Genomic DNA, 17,106 nt, shown 5'->3' on the forward strand with positions numbered 1-17,106 from the left:
ACAATATGATACATGCATTTCTAGAATGTTGAACTGTTAAGCCAGAGATGTATCAGAATACTGGCGATATAACCCAGGGCGATAACAGGCGTCCACTTGAGATGAGCCCCAAAAGTATAAATGCCCCTCGCTTGTCCCATCAGAGCGACCCCTGCAGCACTGCCGATAGACAGCAAACTGCCCCCGACTCCGGCAGTCAGGGTTACCAGCAGCCATTGGCCAAGAGCCATATCCGGATTCATGGTCAGTACGGCAAACATCACAGGAATGTTGTCTATGATGGAAGACAACACCCCAATGGCGATATTGGCATAAGTGGGATCCCACTGGGTGTACATGGCGTGAGACACCATACTCAGATAGCCCATAAAGCCCAAGCCGCCGACACAGAGCACCACGCCATAGAAGAACAGCAAAGTATCCCATTCGGCTCTGGCAATACGGCTGAAGACATCGAAAGGCACCACGTTACCCAGTTGCTCCAGACGCTTTTCATCCTGCATCAGGCGCGCCTTCTCCTGCGCCCTTGCCAATGCTTTGGGGAAATTCTTCCTCAGGTAGAAGCCAAAGCACTGCAGTAGTCCAAGGCCTGTCATCATGCCCAGCACAGGTGGCAGCCCCAACAATGAATGAGCACAAACAGCCATAGAAATAGTAAACAGGAACAGCAGTACTATCCGCTTGGCGCCTGTCTTGGTATAAACTTTTTCAACCAGGGCATCGGATTTTTCCCTGGAAATAAACAGGCTCATGATCAGCGCCGGCACCAGGAAGTTCACCAGTGATGGCAGGAACAGCTTAAAGAACTCGGAAAAGTGCACCATGCCCTTTTGCCACACCATCAAAGTGGTGATATCCCCAAAGGGACTGAAGGCACCACCGGCGTTGGCCGCCACCACTATGTTGATACAGGACAGGGTGATAAAACGGCGATTATCGGCGCCCATTTTCATTACCACGGCGCACATCAATAATGCCGTGGTCAGGTTATCGGCGATAGGTGAGATAAAGAAGGCCAATAAGCCGGTAAGCCAAAATATCTGGTATAAACTGAAGCCCTTGCCGACCATCCAACAACGTAAAGCATCAAACAACCGCCGCTCTTCCATGGCGTTGATATAGGTCATTGCTACCAGCAAAAACAGCAACAATTCGGCATATTCGAGCAGGTTATGCTTAAAAGCTGCCTCGGCCACTTCCGACATACCGTTTTGGGTATAGATATAACCTATCATGCCCCAGATAAGACCGGCGGCGACCAATACAGGCTTGGACTTCCTCAGGTGCAGTTTCTCCTCCCCCATCACCAGCAAATAGGCGATGGTAAATAGAGTCAGTGCCAGATACCCCACAGTTGAGTCGGTCAGGTTCAGATTATTTACGGCTTCCGTGCTAGCCAGGACCGCAGGCGAAAACAGTCCGGACAAAATTCCTCCTAAGGCTGCGCAGCCCCCATGCAAACGCATCAACTTCATTTCAATGATCTCTCGGTAGGAAATTAACTAAAACCTAGCACAGAGACAGGAAATCAAATCTTGATAAAACGCAAATTTCTGTAATTTAAGTGAGCAAGCCCAAGCCTTAAGCGGCAGACAACTGAAGAAAGGTTGCCAAGGACTGGCAAAAAAACACCATAGATCACAAAAGCGCCCGCAGGCGCTTTTATCTGGTTCACACTTTTTATCTCACGACTTTTTAGAAGGAGTACAGCAGTGTCATGTTGGTTTCGGTATCTGTGCTCTTTTTGTCATCCAGCGGATCGCTGTTATAACGCACAACCACGGCAAACTTCATCGCCAATGCACCTATGATATTAGCGGTCAAGGAAGTCTCGGAACGCGCGTCGAGCTTGTCACCATAGTCGGCAACAAACATCTGGCGGAATTTGGAGGTCTTGCTGATCTCAAGCTCATAGTTAATCACTCCGTGAGCCACCCAGCTGGCATCTGAGTTATACCCCAGAATAGCCCGCTGCTCACTGTCCAGACGCTGATACTGGTAACCAGGACCTATCTCGGCATCCAGGAAACTCTTGCTGCCCTGGAAAACCCGGTAGCCGTAACCGGCTGCGCTGTTGAACTTATAATCATAACCTGTAAAGGGATCGGCTTCGTAACTGGTGTTGGCAAACAGATAACTGCGCTCATCCAGACGGTAGTTACCCTGAACGCCACCAAAGTAACGCTTGGCGGTAACTTCTTCAGAATCTTCCTTATACAGACCTTCGAGCAGATACTGGTTTTCCCAGTTACCCAGTTCGTGTTTCATCGCCAGGCGACCCTTCACTGAAGAGGTATCAGTGTTACCTGTGGTCAGGGTAGCCCCCAACTCCGCCTCACCGGCAAATGTTTTATCACCTTCGACAAAGTCGGCCCCTGCGTGAGCAAATGGTGCGACCAGCAGAATGGCTGCAGCGCTAAGCAGTTTTTTCATTCTTGTGCATCTCCGTTCAAAGCAATCCCTAAAAAAACGGGCGCCATCTTAACATCTACAGCGAAAAATACGAAACAGCTCGCATTTTTCAGCCGAAAAACCTGATTGCGTACACCATCTTGATAACAATGGCCTCCAATCATGCCCGCAACCCGGCCGCAGACATCAGCAGTCGCAACAGCGAAGAGACACTCAGTAAAGAAAGAACACTCAAGCACCAAAGCAGCAGCATCCAACAGCCTGGACGGCTATCGAGCCAAGCCTTAGCGGGGGCCAACAGCCGGATGGCCCGGCCCCTCAAAGCATTAATGATAGGCATCATCGGCGCTCACCTTGCCGCGGAACACATAATAGGTCCAGCAGGTATAGATCAGAATAATCGGGATAATGAACAGGGCTCCCACCAGCATAAAGCCTTGGCTCTGGGGCGGGGACGAGGCCTGCCAGATGCTGATTCCCGGTGGAATAATGTAGGGCCAGATGCTGATCCCAAGACCGCAGAACCCCAGTAACACCAACAGCAGCGTCATCACAAAGGGTTGGTAAGTATCTTGTTTTTGCAGCCCCAGGTACAGATTCCATCCCAGCAGTGCCGTCAATAAAGGCACAGGTGACAGAAAAATAAGGTTCGGCAGCGAAAACCAACGCTCGGCGATTTGGGGATGTGCCAAAGGCGTCCAAATACTGACCAGCACTATCGCCACCAACAAGCCTATGAGCAAAGAGCGGCTCAGCAGAAACATCTGTTGCTGCAGATGCCCCTGGGTCTTCATGATCAGCCAACTGCTGCCAAGGAGCCCGTAAGCGACCACCAGGCCGACACCGCATAAAAGCGGGAAAGGCGCCAGCCAGTCGAGCTGCGAGCCGGCAAAGCTGCGATCTATGACGGGGAAACCGGATATCACAGCCCCCAGCACCACCCCCTGAAAGAAGGTCGCAGCCACAGAGCCGATGGCAAATGCCCTGTCCCAGGCTTTTCTGTGGCCTTCAAATGCCTTGAAGCGAAACTCAAACGCCAAGCCTCGAAAGATAAGCGCCACCAGCATAAAGGTCAGCGGAATCGCCAAGGCATCGATAATCACCGCATAAGCCAGCGGAAAGGCACCGAACAATGCGGCCCCGCCCAATACCAGCCAGGTTTCATTGCCGTCCCACACGGGCGCCACTGAGTTCACCATGATATCTTTGTCATCCCTGTCTTCAACCAAGGGCAGCAGTATCCCCACTCCCAGGTCGAAACCATCCATGACTATGTACATCAAGGTGGCGAAAATAATAATCACAAACCAGATAACAGCCAGATCGATACCCATACTCAGCTCTCCTTATGCAGCTCGTCGCTGTGAAACTGTGAAATTCGCCCGACCAACGCCGGGCTTTCGGATAAGGCTTCCTCGACCTTGGGTCCCTGACGGATAAGATTGAGCAGATAGAGATACCCCAAACCAAACACCAGGCTGTAGACCACAAAGAACCCCAGCAGGCTCAGGCTCATATGCAGCTCGCCATGGGCGGAGACCGCATCCTGGGTACGCATTACCCCATGAATGATCCAGGGTTGCCGCCCCACTTCCGTGGTTATCCAACCGGCCAACAGCGCTATGAGTCCCGATGGTCCCATGCACAGACTGAAGCGCAGAAACCAGCGGCGCTGGTACAGGCCACCACTGTGTCTGAGCCAAAGGCTGACGACACCGAGCAGCAGCATCAACATGCCCAGTCCGACCATGACCCGAAATGACCAAAAGACGATAGGGACATTGGGCCTGTCTTCCACGGCAAACTCCTTCAGCGCCGGCACCTGGGCCTGGCTGTCGTGCATCAGGATCAAACTGGCCAGCGCCGGGATCTTGAGGGCATAGTCAGTGGTTTCTGTCTCCATATTGGGCCAGCCAAACAGGATAAGCGGTGTCGGCTCACCCGAGCTGTTGTCCCAGTGGCCTTCCATGGCGGCGACTTTAGCCGGTTGATGCTCCAGGGTATTGAGCCCGTGAATATCCCCAAGCAAGGCCTGCAAAGGTGCACAGGCGAGGATCATCCACAGCGCCATGGAGAACATCTTGCGCACCGCCGGGTTGTCGTTGCCTTTAAGCAAGTGCCAGGCGCCCGATGCCGCCACCATCAAGGCGCAGCAGATAAAGGCGGCCACCGCCATATGCGAAAGACGCGGAATAAAGGAAGGGTTGAAGATAACCGCCAACCAGTCTGTCGGTACTACTTGACCGGCTTCAATGACAAAGCCCTGGGGCGTGTGCATCCAGCTGTTGGAGGCCAAGATCCAGAACATGGACATTAGGGTGCCGAGGGCAACCATGCAGGTGGAAAAGAAGTGCAGCTGATCGCCGACTTTCTTCCAGCCAAACAGCATCACCCCCAAAAATCCGGCTTCGAGGAAGAAGGCGGTCAACACTTCATAGGTCAGCAGGGGGCCGGTAATACTGCCGGCAAACTCGGAAAAACCGCTCCAGTTGGTGCCGAACTGGTAAGCCATCACCAAGCCGGAAACCACCCCCATACCAAAGTTGACCGCAAATACCTTGGACCAAAAATGATACAACTGCTTGTATACCGGATTACGCTTTTTGAGCCAAAGCCCTTCCAGTACCGCGAGATAACTTGCCAGGCCAATGGTGATGGCCGGGAAGATAATGTGAAAAGAAACCGTGAAGGCAAACTGTATGCGTGCCATTTCGAGTGCATCCAGTCCAAACATGAACCACCTCAAAGGGTCAATAAACCTGGCTGGCATCTTAAGGACTGAGACAAAACTATAATAGATACAGAAAATACGATTTTATATATAACAGATTGAATAATTGTTATGCTGGACACGGGCAATAAAGCAGAGTAAACCATGGCCAAATATGAAACCCTGATCCAGCAATTGAGGCAGCAGATACAGAGCGGTGTCTGGCAGGTGGGTGACCGCTTACCTTCACTCAGGGAGCAGACTCAGCAGAGCCAGATGAGTTTGATGACAGTGATGCATGCCTATCAGGTGTTGGAGAGCCAAGGTTGGATAATCTCCCGCCCCCGCTCAGGTTACTTTGTCGCCCCGAAAGTGGCTGCCCCCAAGCCTCAAGGTCTGCATCAGTCCAGTGCTGTGACCCGCGCCGAGTCGGTGGATATCAACGCCTTTATCTTTGAGGTGTTGCAGGCCAGTCGCGATCCGGGGATCACGGGGTTTGGCTCCGCCTACCCGGACCCCGGGCTGTCGCCCCACAAACAGTTGAACCGGGCCTTGATTTCAAGCGCCAGAACCCTGGATTCCGCCAGCGCTCTGGACAATCTGCCACCCGGGAACCCGGCGCTCAGGCATATCATAGCCCAGCGCTACGCGGCGCAGGGAATGAGCATCTCGCCGGATGAAATAGTGATCACCGCGGGGGCACTGGAGGCATTGAACCTGAGCCTGCAGGCGGTTACCCGTCCCGGGGATTGGGTGGTGATAGAAAACCCCGCCTTCTACGGCGCGCTGCAGTCGCTGGAGCGCCTCGGCCTCAAGGCGCTCGCCATTCGCACCCATCCCCAGGAAGGGATAGATCTGCAGTCTCTGGCCCAAGCGCTGCAAACTCACAGGGTCAAGGCCTGCTGGTTGATGACCAACTTTCAAAATCCCCTTGGCTGCAGTATGAGCGATGACAAGAAGCGTCGTTTGCTGAAACTCTTGCAGGAACACGACTGCTTTTTGATTGAAGACGATGTCTACAGTGAACTCTATTTCGGCAAGGAGAAGCCCCTGCCGGCCAAGGCCTTCGACCCGGACAACAGAACCCTGCACTGCGGCTCCTTCTCCAAGTCTCTGGTGGGCGGTTTTCGTGTCGGTTGGGTGGCCGCCGGCAAGATGGCGCTCAGTATTCAAAAACTGCAACTGATGAGCACCCTGGCCACCAGCACCCCGGTGCAATTGGCACTGGCCCATTACCTGTCGACCCGCAGTTATGAGACCCACCTGCGACAATTGAGGCGCACCCTGGAGCAGCGAAAGTTTGCCACCTGGCAGGCATTGAAGAACCGCTTACCCGACAGTGTCAGAGTGCATTATGGCGATGGCGGCTATTTTCTCTGGGTAGAGTTACCCGAGGGGCGGGACACCACAGAGCTTTATCGCCAGGCGCTCTGGCAAGGAATAAGCCTGGCGCCGGGACAGATGTTCTCGGCGCACCGGGAGTTCAGCCACTGTTTTCGCATCAACGCCTCACTGCCTGGCGGGCCAAAGTTGGAGCAATCGATAACCAGCCTGGCCAAGCTTATCAAAAAGGCGTTGTGATGACTCAAGAGCCATCCGGAAAACACTCCGCCAACCTCAGCCCTATCACCCGAGTGTGTCGTGACAGCCAAGGCGCAACAACTCGCGCCCACCTCGGATTTACACTCTGGAAGCTAAAAGGAAAAAAGCCCGCGAATGCGGGCTTTCAATACAGAGAACGGGATTACAGATTGATCTGTGGATCCAGTTCACCGGTCTGATAACGCTTGTACATGGCCTGCAGTGACAGCGGCTTGATCTTGGAGCCCATACCGGCACAACCGAAGGCTTCGTAGCGCACGGTACAGATGTCGGCCATAGCTTCCATAGAGGCCTTAAGGAATTTGCGTGGATCAAACTCAGTTGGGTTTTCGGCCAGGAACTTACGTACCGCACCGGTTGATGCCAGACGCAAATCTGTATCGATGTTAACCTTACGCACACCGTGCTTGATGCCTTCAACAATCTCTTCCAGCGGCACGCCGTAAGTTTCAGGGATCGCGCCACCATACTGGTTGATGATCTGCAGCCACTCCTGAGGTACAGAAGAAGAACCGTGCATGACCAGGTGAGTGTTGGGGATACGGGCGTGGATCTCTTTGATGCGGTCGATACGCAGCACATCGCCGGTAGGCTTGCGGCTGAACTTGTAAGCACCGTGGCTGGTACCTATGGCGATGGCCAGGGCATCCACGTGAGTGTCGGCCACGAAGCGGGCAGCCTCTTCCGGGCTGGTCAACATCTGCTCATGGCTCAGGGTGCCTTCGGCGCCGATACCGTCTTCTTCACCGGCCATACCGGTTTCCAGGCTACCCAGACAACCGATTTCACCTTCAACAGAAACACCACAGGCATGGGCGAACGCCACTGTCTTGCGGGTGACATCGACGTTGTACTCATAAGAGGCAGGAGTCTTGCCGTCAGACATCAAGGAACCGTCCATCATCACAGAGCTCATGCCGAGCTGGATGGAACGCTGACACACGTCAGGGTGGGTACCGTGATCCTGGTGAATACACACAGGGATATCCGGATACTGCTCGAGGGCGGCCGCCATCAGATATTTGAGGAACTGAGGACGGGCATACTTACGGGCACCGGCTGAAGCCTGCACGATCACAGGGCTATCAGTGGCTTCGGCGGCCTGCATGATAGCACGCATCTGCTCCAGGTTGTTGACGTTGAACGCCGGGACGCCGTATCCATGTTCGGCGGCGTGGTCCAGCAGTTGGCGTAGGGAAATAAGGGCCATTTTTTTACTCCAATAATAGGGTGAATTACTTCACCGAGGTCGCTATCGCTTGGATTTAACTTGATGCTCCCGGCAAAGCCGGGAGCGGTTTCTTTATAATTCTTTTGACTTTGCTTAGTTACCGCGGGCCTTGAGCATAGCCACTGCCGGTAACTCTTTACCTTCGAGGAACTCGAGGAAGGCGCCGCCGCCGGTAGAGATGTATGACACCTTGTCGGCGATACCGTATTTATCCACGGCGGCAAGAGTATCACCGCCACCAGCGATGGAGAAGGCCGGTGACTCGGCGATCGCCTGGGCGATACGCTTGGTGCCTTCGCCGAACTGGTCAAACTCAAACACCCCTACCGGGCCGTTCCAGACTATAGTACCGGCTTTTTGCAGGATAGCTGCCAAGGCTTCGGCGCTGTCCGGGCCTATATCAAAAATCATCTCATCGTCGGCAACCTCGGCCACTGGCTTCAAGGTAGCCACGGCTGCAGGGCTGAACTCCTTGCCAACCACTACATCGGTAGGCACAGGGATATCGCCGCCACGGCTCTGGGCATTGGCCACCAGGCGCTTGGCTTCATCGATAAGGTCGGCTTCATAGAGTGACTTGCCCACAGGATGGCCGGCGGCGGCTATAAAGGTGTTGGCGATACCACCACCCACCACCAGTTGATCCACTATGCCGGATAGAGACTCAAGCACTGTCAGCTTGGTTGACACCTTGGAGCCTCCGACAATCGCCACCAAGGGACGTGCCGGGTTATCCATCGCCTTACCCAGGGCATCCAGCTCGGCTGCCAACAATGGGCCGGCGCAGGCTATCGGGGCAAACATGCCGACTCCGTGAGTCGAGGCCTGGGCGCGGTGAGCAGTACCGAAGGCATCCATCACATAGACATCACACAGGGCCGCCAGCTGCTTGGAAAGCGCCTCGTCGTTTTTCTTCTCACCCTTGTTGAAGCGGACGTTTTCAAACACCACGACTTCGCCTTGGGCAACTTCGACGCCTTCAAGATAGTCTTTTTCCAGGCGCACCGGGCAATCCAGCGCCTTGGCCAGATAGTCAACCACAGGCTTGAGGGAAAACTCCTCATTATATTCGCCTTCGGTTGGTCGTCCCAGGTGGGACATCACCATCACGGCAGCCCCTTTTTCCAGTGCCAGTTTGATGGTGGGCAGTGACGCCCGCAGACGCGCGTCGCTGGTGACCACGCCATCGGCCACCGGCACGTTGAGATCTTCACGGATCAGCACACGCTTGCCCTGAAGATCCAGCTCTGACATCTTGATAATTGCCATTTTTACGCTTCCTTCTTAATCAAAAACAAATCTGTTTCACTAAGGGCGGCAGCTTCCCTGCCCCCTGAAATAATCTGTCGCAGTCTCTCAGGCGCTGCGGGCCTTGATCATCGCCAGTGCCGTATCCAACATACGGTTGGCAAAACCCCATTCGTTGTCGCACCAAAGCAACAGCTTCACCAGTTGGCCATCACTGACCCGGGTCTGGGTACCATCGACCACGCTGGAGCGCGGATCATGATTAAAATCGCATGATACCAGAGGCTCATCAGTATAGCCCAGAATCCCCTCGAGCCGGCCGTGGGTCGCCTGCTCCAACACTTGGTTTACCTTGGCAATATCCACTCTGTCGTTGAGGGTCACAGACACATCTATAGCGGTAACATTAATAGTGGGCACCCGCACAGAGATAGCCTCAAACTTATCCTTCATCTGCGGCAGGATACGCTCTATGCCGCGGGCAAGCTTGGTATCTACCGGAATAATTGATTGCCCGGCGGCGCGGGTACGGCGCAGATCGTCGTGATAGGCATCTATCACCTGTTGATCATTCATCGCCGAGTGGATAGTGGTAATGGCACCGCTCTTGACCCCAAAGTGCCGGTCCAGCACATCGATGACAGGGACAATACAGTTGGTGGTACAGGATGCGTTGGACACCACTGTGTGTTCGGCGGCCAACAGTTCCTGGTTGACACCATAGACTATGGTGGCGTCAACATCCGCCGAAGAGGGGTGACTTATCAATACCTGGCGGGCACCGGCCTGGATATGAGCCTCACAGCTCTGTCTATCAGAGAGGGCGCCGGTAGCTTCGAACACCAAGTCGATATCCAGCTCGCCCCAGGGCAGTTTGTCCGCCTCCGGCTCGGCCAACAGGGTAATGCTGTCATCCCCCAGTTGCATCATGCCATCGGCAAGGCTCGCGCGGCTATGGAAGCGACCATGGGTGGTGTCATAGTTGGTGAGGTGGACTATGGCCTCGGGCTTAGCCAGTTCATTGATAGCAACGATCTGAATTTGCTGCCTTTTACCCGATTCGTATAAGGCACGGAGAATTGAACGGCCGATGCGGCCATAACCATTGATTGCGACTCTGATCATGGAGATCCTGTTCCTCTAATGAGGGATGCTGATTGGGTAACGGCCTGACTTCCCGACAGGCCGTTGCACTTCCTGTGCGGCATTCCATTGCCTGGTTGCCGCACAGTCATTTCCAATCAGGCAGGCGCGGCTCAGGCGAGCAGAGCCTTACCGGCTTCAACCACTTTATCGACAGTGAAACCGAACATCTCAAACAACTGATTGGCAGGCGCCGACTCACCGAAGCTGGTCATGCCAATAATGCGACCGTTCAGGCCGACATATTTATACCAGTAATCGGCTATGCCCGCTTCCACGGCCAGTCGTTTTGTGACATTGGCTGGCAGTACAGCTTCTTTATAAGCCGCGGTTTGCTGGTCAAATACGTCGGTAGATGGCATGGAAACCACGCGCACCTTGGCGCCAGTAGCGGCCAGCTCAACCTGGGCCTTAACCGCCAACTCGACTTCGCTGCCGGTGGCAATGATGATCAGCTCAGGCGCGCCTTCGCAATCCACCAGCACATAACCGCCCTTGGCCACATCATTCAGTTGCTCGGCGCTGCGTGGCATCTGGGTCAGGTTCTGACGCGAGAAGATCAGCGAAGTTGGGCCGTCTTTGCGCTCAATGGCGTATTTCCAGGCGATAGCAGATTCTACCTGGTCACATGGGCGCCAGGTGCTCATGTTGGGAGTCATACGCAAAGAGGCAATCTGCTCAACCGGCTGGTGAGTCGGGCCGTCTTCACCCAGCCCAATGGAGTCGTGGGTATAGACTTGAATATTCTGCACCTTCATCAGCGCGGCCATCCGCATGGCGTTACGGGCATATTCCATAAACATCAGGAAGGTGGCACCGTAAGGTACAAACCCACCGTGCAGGGCAATACCGTTGATGATGGCGGTCATACCAAACTCACGCACACCATAGTGCAGGTAGTTGCCGCTGGCATCTTCGGCCGAAATAGGCTTGGAACCTGAGTACATGGTCAGGTTGGAAGGCGCCAGGTCGGCACTGCCCCCTAAGAATTCAGGCAACATTTTACCGAAGGCTTCCAGTGCATTTTGCGAGGCCTTACGGGAAGCGATATTGGCAGGATTGGCCTGCAGCTGCTCTATGTAGGCTTTGGCATCGGCGTCAAAGTTGGCAGGCAGTTCACCGTTGAGGCGACGCTTGAGCTCGGCGGCCAGCGCGGGGTGAGCGGCTTCATAGGCAGCGAACTTGTCGTTCCAGCTGCTTTCGGCGGCCTTACCGGCTTCCTTGGCATCCCAGGCAGCATAGATTTCAGATGGGATCACGAATGGCTCATGCTTCCAGCCCAGGAATTCACGGGTGGCGGCAATTTCAGCATCACCCAGCGGCGCACCGTGGCAATCATGAGAACCGGACTTGTTGGGAGAACCGTAACCTATTACGGTCTTGCAGCAGATCAGCGATGGACGCGGATCAGCCTTGGCGGCTTCAATGGCGGCGTTAATAGCTTGTGGGTCGTGACCATCGACACCGGCAACCACGTGCCAGCCATAGGCTTCAAAGCGCTTGGGAGTATCATCGCTGAACCAGCCTTCAACATGACCATCGATGGAGATACCGTTGTCATCCCAGAAGGCGATCAGTTTGCCAAGACCCAGGGTACCGGCCAGTGAGCAGGCCTCATGGGAGATACCTTCCATCAGGCAACCGTCACCCATGAAGACATAAGTGTGATGATCGACAATATCGTGACCGTCACGGTTAAACTGAGCCGCCAGAGTCTTTTCCGCAATCGCCATACCTACGGCATTGGTGATGCCTTGGCCCAGAGGCCCTGTGGTGGTTTCGATGCCGGGAGCATAACCATATTCAGGGTGGCCCGGAGTACGTGAGTGCAGTTGACGGAACTGCTTGAGATCTTCAATGCCCAGATCATAACCCGCCAGATGCAGCAGTGAGTAATGCAGCATGGAACCATGGCCGTTTGACAGCACAAAGCGGTCGCGGTCAGCCCATTGAGGGTTCACAGGGTTGTGCTTGAGGTGATCCCGCCACAGGACTTCGGCGATATCTGCCATCCCCATGGGAGCACCGGGGTGGCCGGAATTGGCCTTTTGGACAGCGTCCATACTTAAAACACGGATAGCGTTAGCGAGTTCTTTACGGGAAGACATGCTCTCTCCTGCTTGATCTTAGAGGTCTTGGGCAAAATGGAGCCATATTTTCCCCTACCGGGCAGAAGGACGCAAATAAAATTCGCCCACCCACGGCGCCAAAAGCAGCCCAGGCTTTGCTTTGTGTTTACATTTGCGCCTCATTTGCGAAGCCTGCCGCTCACAAAGCTGTCAACTTGCCTGTCCGCTGATCGCTTTCAACGCAAATGCCAAGGCTGAATTGCCAGAGGAAAAGTCTAGATTCAGATACAGATGAATCTGATAAATTTCAGCAAAATAGCTGAAAACAGTAAAAAAAGATTTGAGTCATTTGAGCCGATTCCTGCGCCATGGCGCACAAATATTTGCGACAAGGGGTGTCATCCAAGTCGAATTCTACTAAAATGGCCGTCTAGATGTAGATGCTTCTACACGTTTGAATTCCACAGACGAGATTTTCCGAATTATGGCAAAACACTTGTTTACCTCTGAGTCGGTCTCAGAAGGACATCCAGATAAAATCGCCGATCAGATTTCTGATGCGGTACTCGACGCGATTCTGGCTCAGGATCCCAAGGCCCGTGTAGCCTGTGAAACCCTGGTCAAGACAGGCATGGTACTGGTAGCCGGTGAAGTCACCACCTCTGCCTGGGTCGATATTGAAGAACTGACCCGTAAAACTGTTCGCGAAATAGGTTATACCCACTCAGATATGGGTTTTGATGCCGACAGCTGTGCGGTACTGAACGCCATCGGCAAGCAGTCCCCCGATATCAATCAGGGTGTAGACCGTGCCGATCCCAAAGAACAGGGTGCCGGTGACCAGGGTCTGATGTTTGGTTACGCCAGCAATGAGACTGACGTGCTGATGCCAGCTCCTATCACCTACGCTCACCAGTTGGTTAAGCGCCAGTCAGAAGTCCGCAAGAGCGGCGCTCTGCCTTGGTTGCGCCCCGATGCCAAGTCTCAGGTGACTTTTGCCTACGAAGACAACAAGATTGTCGGTATCGATGCCGTGGTACTTTCTACCCAGCATTGCGAAAGCGTCAGCCAGGCGGATCTGGTGGAAGGCGTGATGGAAACCATCATCAAGCCAGTATTGCCTGCCCAATGGCTGAACAAGGACACCAAGTACTTCATCAACCCAACCGGCCGTTTTGTTATCGGTGGCCCTATGGGTGACTGTGGTTTGACCGGTCGCAAGATCATCGTTGATACCTATGGCGGCATGGCCCGTCACGGTGGTGGCGCCTTCTCAGGTAAAGACCCATCCAAGGTTGACCGTAGCGCCGCTTACGCTGCCCGTTACGTTGCCAAAAACATAGTGGCTGCCGGTCTGGCTGACCGCTGTGAAATCCAGGTGTCTTACGCCATTGGTGTGGCCGAACCGACCTCCATCAGTGTGGAAACCTTCGGCACAGGCAAAGTCTCGCAAGAATTGCTTATCCAGTTGGTACGTCAGCACTTCGATCTGCGTCCATACGGCCTGACCGAGATGCTGGATCTGGCGCGCCCCATCTATCAAGGCACCGCCGCTTACGGTCACTTCGGCCGTGACGAGTTCCCATGGGAGCAAACCAACAAGGCTGAAGCCCTGCGTACCGACGCAGGTCTGTAATAGACTCAGCTTGCAAAAAAAACCGCCTCAGGGCGGTTTTTTTATATCTATTTATCGGGCGATATCTCAGTAGCAGTGATCGAAATGGGCCGTTTCCATACAGAGGTAACCCAACTGCTCGGCCGATAGCGGCGTGATATCCAACACTTTCATTGGAGTGAATTCGGTATCGGTCAACTGGCGGATCTGCACCTGATAGCTATTGCTGCGCCCACAGTCGAAACAGACGCCCAAGGCTTGCAGCAGATAATGCGGCTTGCCATCGATTTTGGCTTCAAAAGCCTTTGCCTGTTGACCCTGCAGCGCCAATACAGACACCAGGTATCTGACATTATCCCAGGCAGAAAGCCTTAGCGACTCACAGGATTGCAGTAGGGTTTCTGGCGTGTTTTGCATCTTACTCTCCCGCGTCAAAGCGCCTGTTAACCCAGCAGCAGATAGAAATCCCGGCCACAAAGGGTGACAAAATCCAGGGTGCGCATGCGGCCATCCCGGCTATGGGCACGTATAGACGCCTCGTTATCCTCGGCGATCAGTGCCAGCCAAGGCGCACTGATGTTGGCTCTGGCGGCGCCATAAAGCTTATCAAATACGCCCTTGCCACGATAATCAGGATGCACCCAAACCGGACCGTAATGCAAAGTCTGCTGCCAATTCAATTCCAGGTCAAAGCGATTCTGGGCCAGTTGCCGGCAGAGGGCCTGACACAAAGGCGAATGCTTGAGTTTATCCCAACTGCCGGTTATCAGATAACCGGCTACCTTAGTCGCGTCCAACGCCAACCACACCAGGCCGGAAGCCACCAGAGGTTCAAGCTCCTTGGCAGAAAAGCCCTGCCCTTGCATGCCTTGAGTGCGCTCTCTGGCACTCAATTCATCCTGGCCGAAGCGCTGCTCCAGACTGGCAATCGTCTCAATATCGGCCGCCTCGGCCTGGCGGTATTGCATGGTTTGCGGCATTAAAAAGACTCAGCAAGAAAAGAAGCCGCATTATAGCCAAAGCAGGTTTAAGCCGCACTCGATTTGCGAAATTCCTATACTGCTTCCACACTTAAAGTTGAACTTAAGCCACATCACTCAGGAAGAGACATGCTCCCGGATACCATAGACCCAGGCAAGAGCCTATTGGAAAATGAAAGCCACAGACTCAACCTTATTCGCTGGATGCATCAATGTGAGCTAATGAAACGTTACTACCAGGCCGACAAAGTCTTTGTGCTGCAAAAGACAGAACAGGGATTTGAAGTCATTGTCAGCGCCGCCGATGCCAGCCACAGGTTCCCACCCGGTAAGGTATTCTCTGCAGACGAAAGTGTATTCCTGCGTATGGTCGATAGCCCACCCGAGGGCGTTAATCTGGATCTCACCCGCTCCACCTATAATGACAATCCAAAAGAGTTCAGCAATGTCCTTGGGATTCTATCCCGGCCCGTGCTCTGGCCCGATGGCTCGGTGTTCGGTTGCCTGTGTGTCATCAATGCCCATGCCAACGAGCAGCAACACATAAGCCCTTATATGCTGGAACCGTTTCAAATTCTGCTGCAGCAAGACTTGGCGCTCCTATGCCAAAGCCATAGAATCGAATCGCTATCCATGCGAGACCGGGAAACAGGCATACTCAACCGTTATGGTTTCATTATGATGGCGCCAAGACAGCTCAATCTCGGTCGCCGCTTCGGTGCTCATTCAGGCATTATTTTTTTCGAGTTGATACCCGGGGCGAATATGGATGCCGAAACGCTGGCACGTCATCATAAGGAACTCGGTAACCTGATCCTCAGTACCATAAGAACCGCGGATATTGCCGCCCACTACAACGACAGCCAATATGTCCTACTGGTGTTTGTCGATCTGGAGCGGGATCTGGAACATATCATCAAGCGCCTTGAGCGGCAGATGAACCAGTTTTCGGCTCCATTGCAGTTGGACTCCAGCAGTTGCTTTTTCAGCCCGGACTCAGCAGCCAAGTTGGCCCCCATGCTGGAAAGTGCCAGAGCAGGGCTCAAGTCATCCAAACAGAAGAAAGAAGCAGAAAAGCCTTGATTCAAAGCACAGAACAAGCATTAAAAAGACTCAGATCCAATAACTGATTATTTGCATTTTATTAACGCAAACGGTTAGGTATCCTGAGGCAATCCCTGCCATCAAAAATACGATAACTATATGCATGCGCAACTGACGGAAAAAACCAGCAGCTTAAGAGACCACCCCAACGACCCTTTGAAGCTTAGCCATTGGCAAAACCGTTTAGCCACTGTCAGAGAAATATTTCACGCCCAAACTGTGCTGTTACTACAGCATATGCCAGACACCAAGCTACAGGTCCTGAGCCACAGTTCGGTGGCTGAAATCCCAACTGAATTTGAAGATATTACCTCTATACTGCAACACTTTGCAGCTCACCCGGCCGAGACCATCAAGTACCCACTTCATTGGTCCGATGGCAAGCTGTTTGGCGAATTACTGATCCTAAATGGCAAACCCAAGGTAGCGATAGAGCAGTTGCAGTCTTTGCTCGAGCCTATGCTTGAGCTACTCAAGAGTGAGCTTGGACAGTTGCAACTGATGGAACAGATGGCGTCTCTGTCTTTACAAGATGAACTCACAGGTATGCTCAATCCCAGGGGCTTTAATCTGCTGGCATCAAGGCAGCTGAGTCTTAGTCGCCGTTTGGGCTCCCATGCCGGACTTTTACTGTTGGAAGGCAAGGAACTTAACTCAAACCGTATTGCCGGGCTGCAACAAGATAAGGCCCTGAAAATGCTGGCAAGGGTGATACTGGAGAACATGCGTGAAGCAGATATCTGCACCAGGTTGAATAAGAGCCAATTCATTATCCTGGCATTTGTAGACAACCAAGCGCATTTGGATATTCTCACCAGCCGCTTAAAAAAACGAGTTAGTCGCAGCGATTGCGGCCTACAACTGCTGGTTGGGAAAAGCTTCTTTGCACCTGACTCCCACTTCGAACTTTCACCTATGTTGGAACTGGCAAAGCAAGATCTACTGCAATATAAGGCCTCAAGTTAATCCGGGAAAGCCGCTTGCGCCATGGC

General features: G+C 53.5%; 15 protein-coding genes. 4 read left to right on the forward strand and 11 right to left on the reverse strand.

All coding sequences use genetic code 11. The annotated features are described in order from the left end of the window. Positions 1-20: 20 nt before the first annotated feature. The 5 genes from nhaD to AYI96_RS10745 form a co-directional block, all read right to left on the reverse strand. Positions 21-1,475, reverse strand: coding sequence for a sodium:proton antiporter NhaD (gene nhaD, locus AYI96_RS10725; RefSeq protein WP_071475771.1), 1,455 nt, complete (start codon positions 1,473-1,475; stop codon positions 21-23). A gap of 220 nt (positions 1,476-1,695) precedes the next feature. Further along, positions 1,696-2,433, reverse strand: a complete 738-nt coding sequence (locus tag AYI96_RS10730) for a YdiY family protein (RefSeq protein ID WP_039033075.1) — start codon at positions 2,431-2,433, stop codon at positions 1,696-1,698. 139 nt (positions 2,434-2,572) lie between these two features. Beyond that, positions 2,573-2,755 (reverse strand): DUF2474 family protein, encoded by a 183-nt coding sequence (locus tag AYI96_RS20665; protein WP_082014222.1) that lies wholly within the window; start codon positions 2,753-2,755, stop codon positions 2,573-2,575. Next, the gene (gene cydB / locus AYI96_RS10740) at positions 2,739-3,746 is read right to left on the reverse strand and encodes a cytochrome d ubiquinol oxidase subunit II (RefSeq protein WP_144361588.1); all 1,008 of its coding nucleotides are present in this window, start codon (positions 3,744-3,746) and stop codon (positions 2,739-2,741) included. Before cydB ends, AYI96_RS20665 begins: the two co-directional genes overlap by 17 nt. A gap of 2 nt (positions 3,747-3,748) precedes the next feature. Next, the gene (locus AYI96_RS10745) at positions 3,749-5,146 is read right to left on the reverse strand and encodes a cytochrome ubiquinol oxidase subunit I (RefSeq protein WP_071475769.1); all 1,398 of its coding nucleotides are present in this window, start codon (positions 5,144-5,146) and stop codon (positions 3,749-3,751) included. A gap of 141 nt (positions 5,147-5,287) precedes the next feature. On the opposite strand from AYI96_RS10745, the gene AYI96_RS10750 reads away from it, so the two are divergent. After that, positions 5,288-6,703 carry a PLP-dependent aminotransferase family protein gene (locus AYI96_RS10750; RefSeq protein ID WP_144361589.1) on the forward strand — a complete coding sequence of 472 codons (1,416 nt, stop codon included), beginning with the start codon at positions 5,288-5,290 and terminating at the stop codon, positions 6,701-6,703. 163 nt (positions 6,704-6,866) lie between these two features. Here AYI96_RS10750 and fba read toward each other — a convergent pair whose 3' ends face one another. The 4 genes from fba to tkt form a co-directional block, all read right to left on the reverse strand. Beyond that, a complete protein-coding gene (gene fba / locus AYI96_RS10755; RefSeq protein ID WP_039033070.1) occupies positions 6,867-7,934 on the reverse strand; it encodes a class II fructose-bisphosphate aldolase in 1,068 nt (355 codons plus the stop codon). 114 nt (positions 7,935-8,048) lie between these two features. Then, positions 8,049-9,224 (reverse strand): phosphoglycerate kinase, encoded by a 1,176-nt coding sequence (locus AYI96_RS10760; RefSeq protein WP_144361590.1) that lies wholly within the window; start codon positions 9,222-9,224, stop codon positions 8,049-8,051. Positions 9,225-9,311: 87 nt separating this feature from the next. Then, positions 9,312-10,328, reverse strand: a complete 1,017-nt coding sequence (epd, locus tag AYI96_RS10765) for an erythrose-4-phosphate dehydrogenase (protein WP_039033068.1) — start codon at positions 10,326-10,328, stop codon at positions 9,312-9,314. A gap of 131 nt (positions 10,329-10,459) precedes the next feature. Then, positions 10,460-12,454: a transketolase gene (gene tkt, locus AYI96_RS10770; protein ID WP_144361591.1), complete on the reverse strand. Its 1,995-nt coding sequence runs from the start codon at positions 12,452-12,454 to the stop codon at positions 10,460-10,462. A gap of 445 nt (positions 12,455-12,899) precedes the next feature. Between tkt and metK the strand changes: the two genes are divergently transcribed. Further along, complete coding sequence (gene metK, locus AYI96_RS10775; protein ID WP_039033066.1) at positions 12,900-14,051, forward strand: methionine adenosyltransferase; 1,152 nt, start codon at positions 12,900-12,902, stop codon at positions 14,049-14,051. A 66-nt stretch (positions 14,052-14,117) separates the two neighbouring features. Here the strand turns inward: metK and AYI96_RS10780 are convergent, their stop codons facing one another. Next, positions 14,118-14,447: a hypothetical protein gene (locus AYI96_RS10780; RefSeq protein WP_039033065.1), complete on the reverse strand. Its 330-nt coding sequence runs from the start codon at positions 14,445-14,447 to the stop codon at positions 14,118-14,120. Between the two features lie 26 nt (positions 14,448-14,473). Continuing rightward, complete coding sequence (locus AYI96_RS10785) at positions 14,474-15,010, reverse strand: GNAT family N-acetyltransferase (protein ID WP_143078352.1); 537 nt, start codon at positions 15,008-15,010, stop codon at positions 14,474-14,476. A 129-nt stretch (positions 15,011-15,139) separates the two neighbouring features. Here AYI96_RS10785 and AYI96_RS10790 point away from each other — a divergent pair, with 129 nt between their 5' ends. Together AYI96_RS10790 and AYI96_RS10795 are read left to right on the forward strand one after the other, a co-directional pair. Next, on the forward strand, positions 15,140-16,093 hold the full coding sequence (locus AYI96_RS10790; RefSeq protein ID WP_039033063.1) for a GGDEF domain-containing protein: 954 nt from the start codon (positions 15,140-15,142) through the stop codon (positions 16,091-16,093). A gap of 120 nt (positions 16,094-16,213) precedes the next feature. Continuing rightward, positions 16,214-17,080 (forward strand): diguanylate cyclase domain-containing protein, encoded by an 867-nt coding sequence (locus tag AYI96_RS10795; protein ID WP_144361592.1) that lies wholly within the window; start codon positions 16,214-16,216, stop codon positions 17,078-17,080. The last annotated feature ends 26 nt before the right edge of the window (positions 17,081-17,106 follow it).

The sequence above is a fragment of the Shewanella sp. MSW genome, from assembly GCF_007636515.1.
GTDB lineage: Bacteria > Pseudomonadota > Gammaproteobacteria > Enterobacterales > Shewanellaceae > Shewanella > Shewanella indica.

Excerpts from the sequence above, each read along its gene's own strand:
- nhaD (WP_071475771.1), bottom strand. The coding sequence starts at position 1,475 with ATGAAGTTGATGCGTTTGCATGGGGGCTGCGCAGCCTTAGGAGGAATT.
- AYI96_RS10730 (WP_039033075.1), bottom strand. The coding sequence starts at position 2,433 with ATGAAAAAACTGCTTAGCGCTGCAGCCATTCTGCTGGTCGCACCATTT.
- AYI96_RS20665 (WP_082014222.1), bottom strand. The coding sequence starts at position 2,755 with ATGATGCCTATCATTAATGCTTTGAGGGGCCGGGCCATCCGGCTGTTG.
- cydB (WP_144361588.1), bottom strand. The coding sequence starts at position 3,746 with ATGGGTATCGATCTGGCTGTTATCTGGTTTGTGATTATTATTTTCGCC.
- AYI96_RS10745 (WP_071475769.1), bottom strand. The coding sequence starts at position 5,146 with ATGTTTGGACTGGATGCACTCGAAATGGCACGCATACAGTTTGCCTTC.
- AYI96_RS10750 (WP_144361589.1), top strand. The coding sequence starts at position 5,288 with ATGGCCAAATATGAAACCCTGATCCAGCAATTGAGGCAGCAGATACAG.
- fba (WP_039033070.1), bottom strand. The coding sequence starts at position 7,934 with ATGGCCCTTATTTCCCTACGCCAACTGCTGGACCACGCCGCCGAACAT.
- AYI96_RS10760 (WP_144361590.1), bottom strand. The coding sequence starts at position 9,224 with ATGGCAATTATCAAGATGTCAGAGCTGGATCTTCAGGGCAAGCGTGTG.
- epd (WP_039033068.1), bottom strand. The coding sequence starts at position 10,328 with ATGATCAGAGTCGCAATCAATGGTTATGGCCGCATCGGCCGTTCAATT.
- tkt (WP_144361591.1), bottom strand. The coding sequence starts at position 12,454 with ATGTCTTCCCGTAAAGAACTCGCTAACGCTATCCGTGTTTTAAGTATG.
- metK (WP_039033066.1), top strand. The coding sequence starts at position 12,900 with ATGGCAAAACACTTGTTTACCTCTGAGTCGGTCTCAGAAGGACATCCA.
- AYI96_RS10780 (WP_039033065.1), bottom strand. The coding sequence starts at position 14,447 with ATGCAAAACACGCCAGAAACCCTACTGCAATCCTGTGAGTCGCTAAGG.
- AYI96_RS10785 (WP_143078352.1), bottom strand. The coding sequence starts at position 15,010 with ATGCCGCAAACCATGCAATACCGCCAGGCCGAGGCGGCCGATATTGAG.
- AYI96_RS10790 (WP_039033063.1), top strand. The coding sequence starts at position 15,140 with ATGCTCCCGGATACCATAGACCCAGGCAAGAGCCTATTGGAAAATGAA.
- AYI96_RS10795 (WP_144361592.1), top strand. The coding sequence starts at position 16,214 with ATGCATGCGCAACTGACGGAAAAAACCAGCAGCTTAAGAGACCACCCC.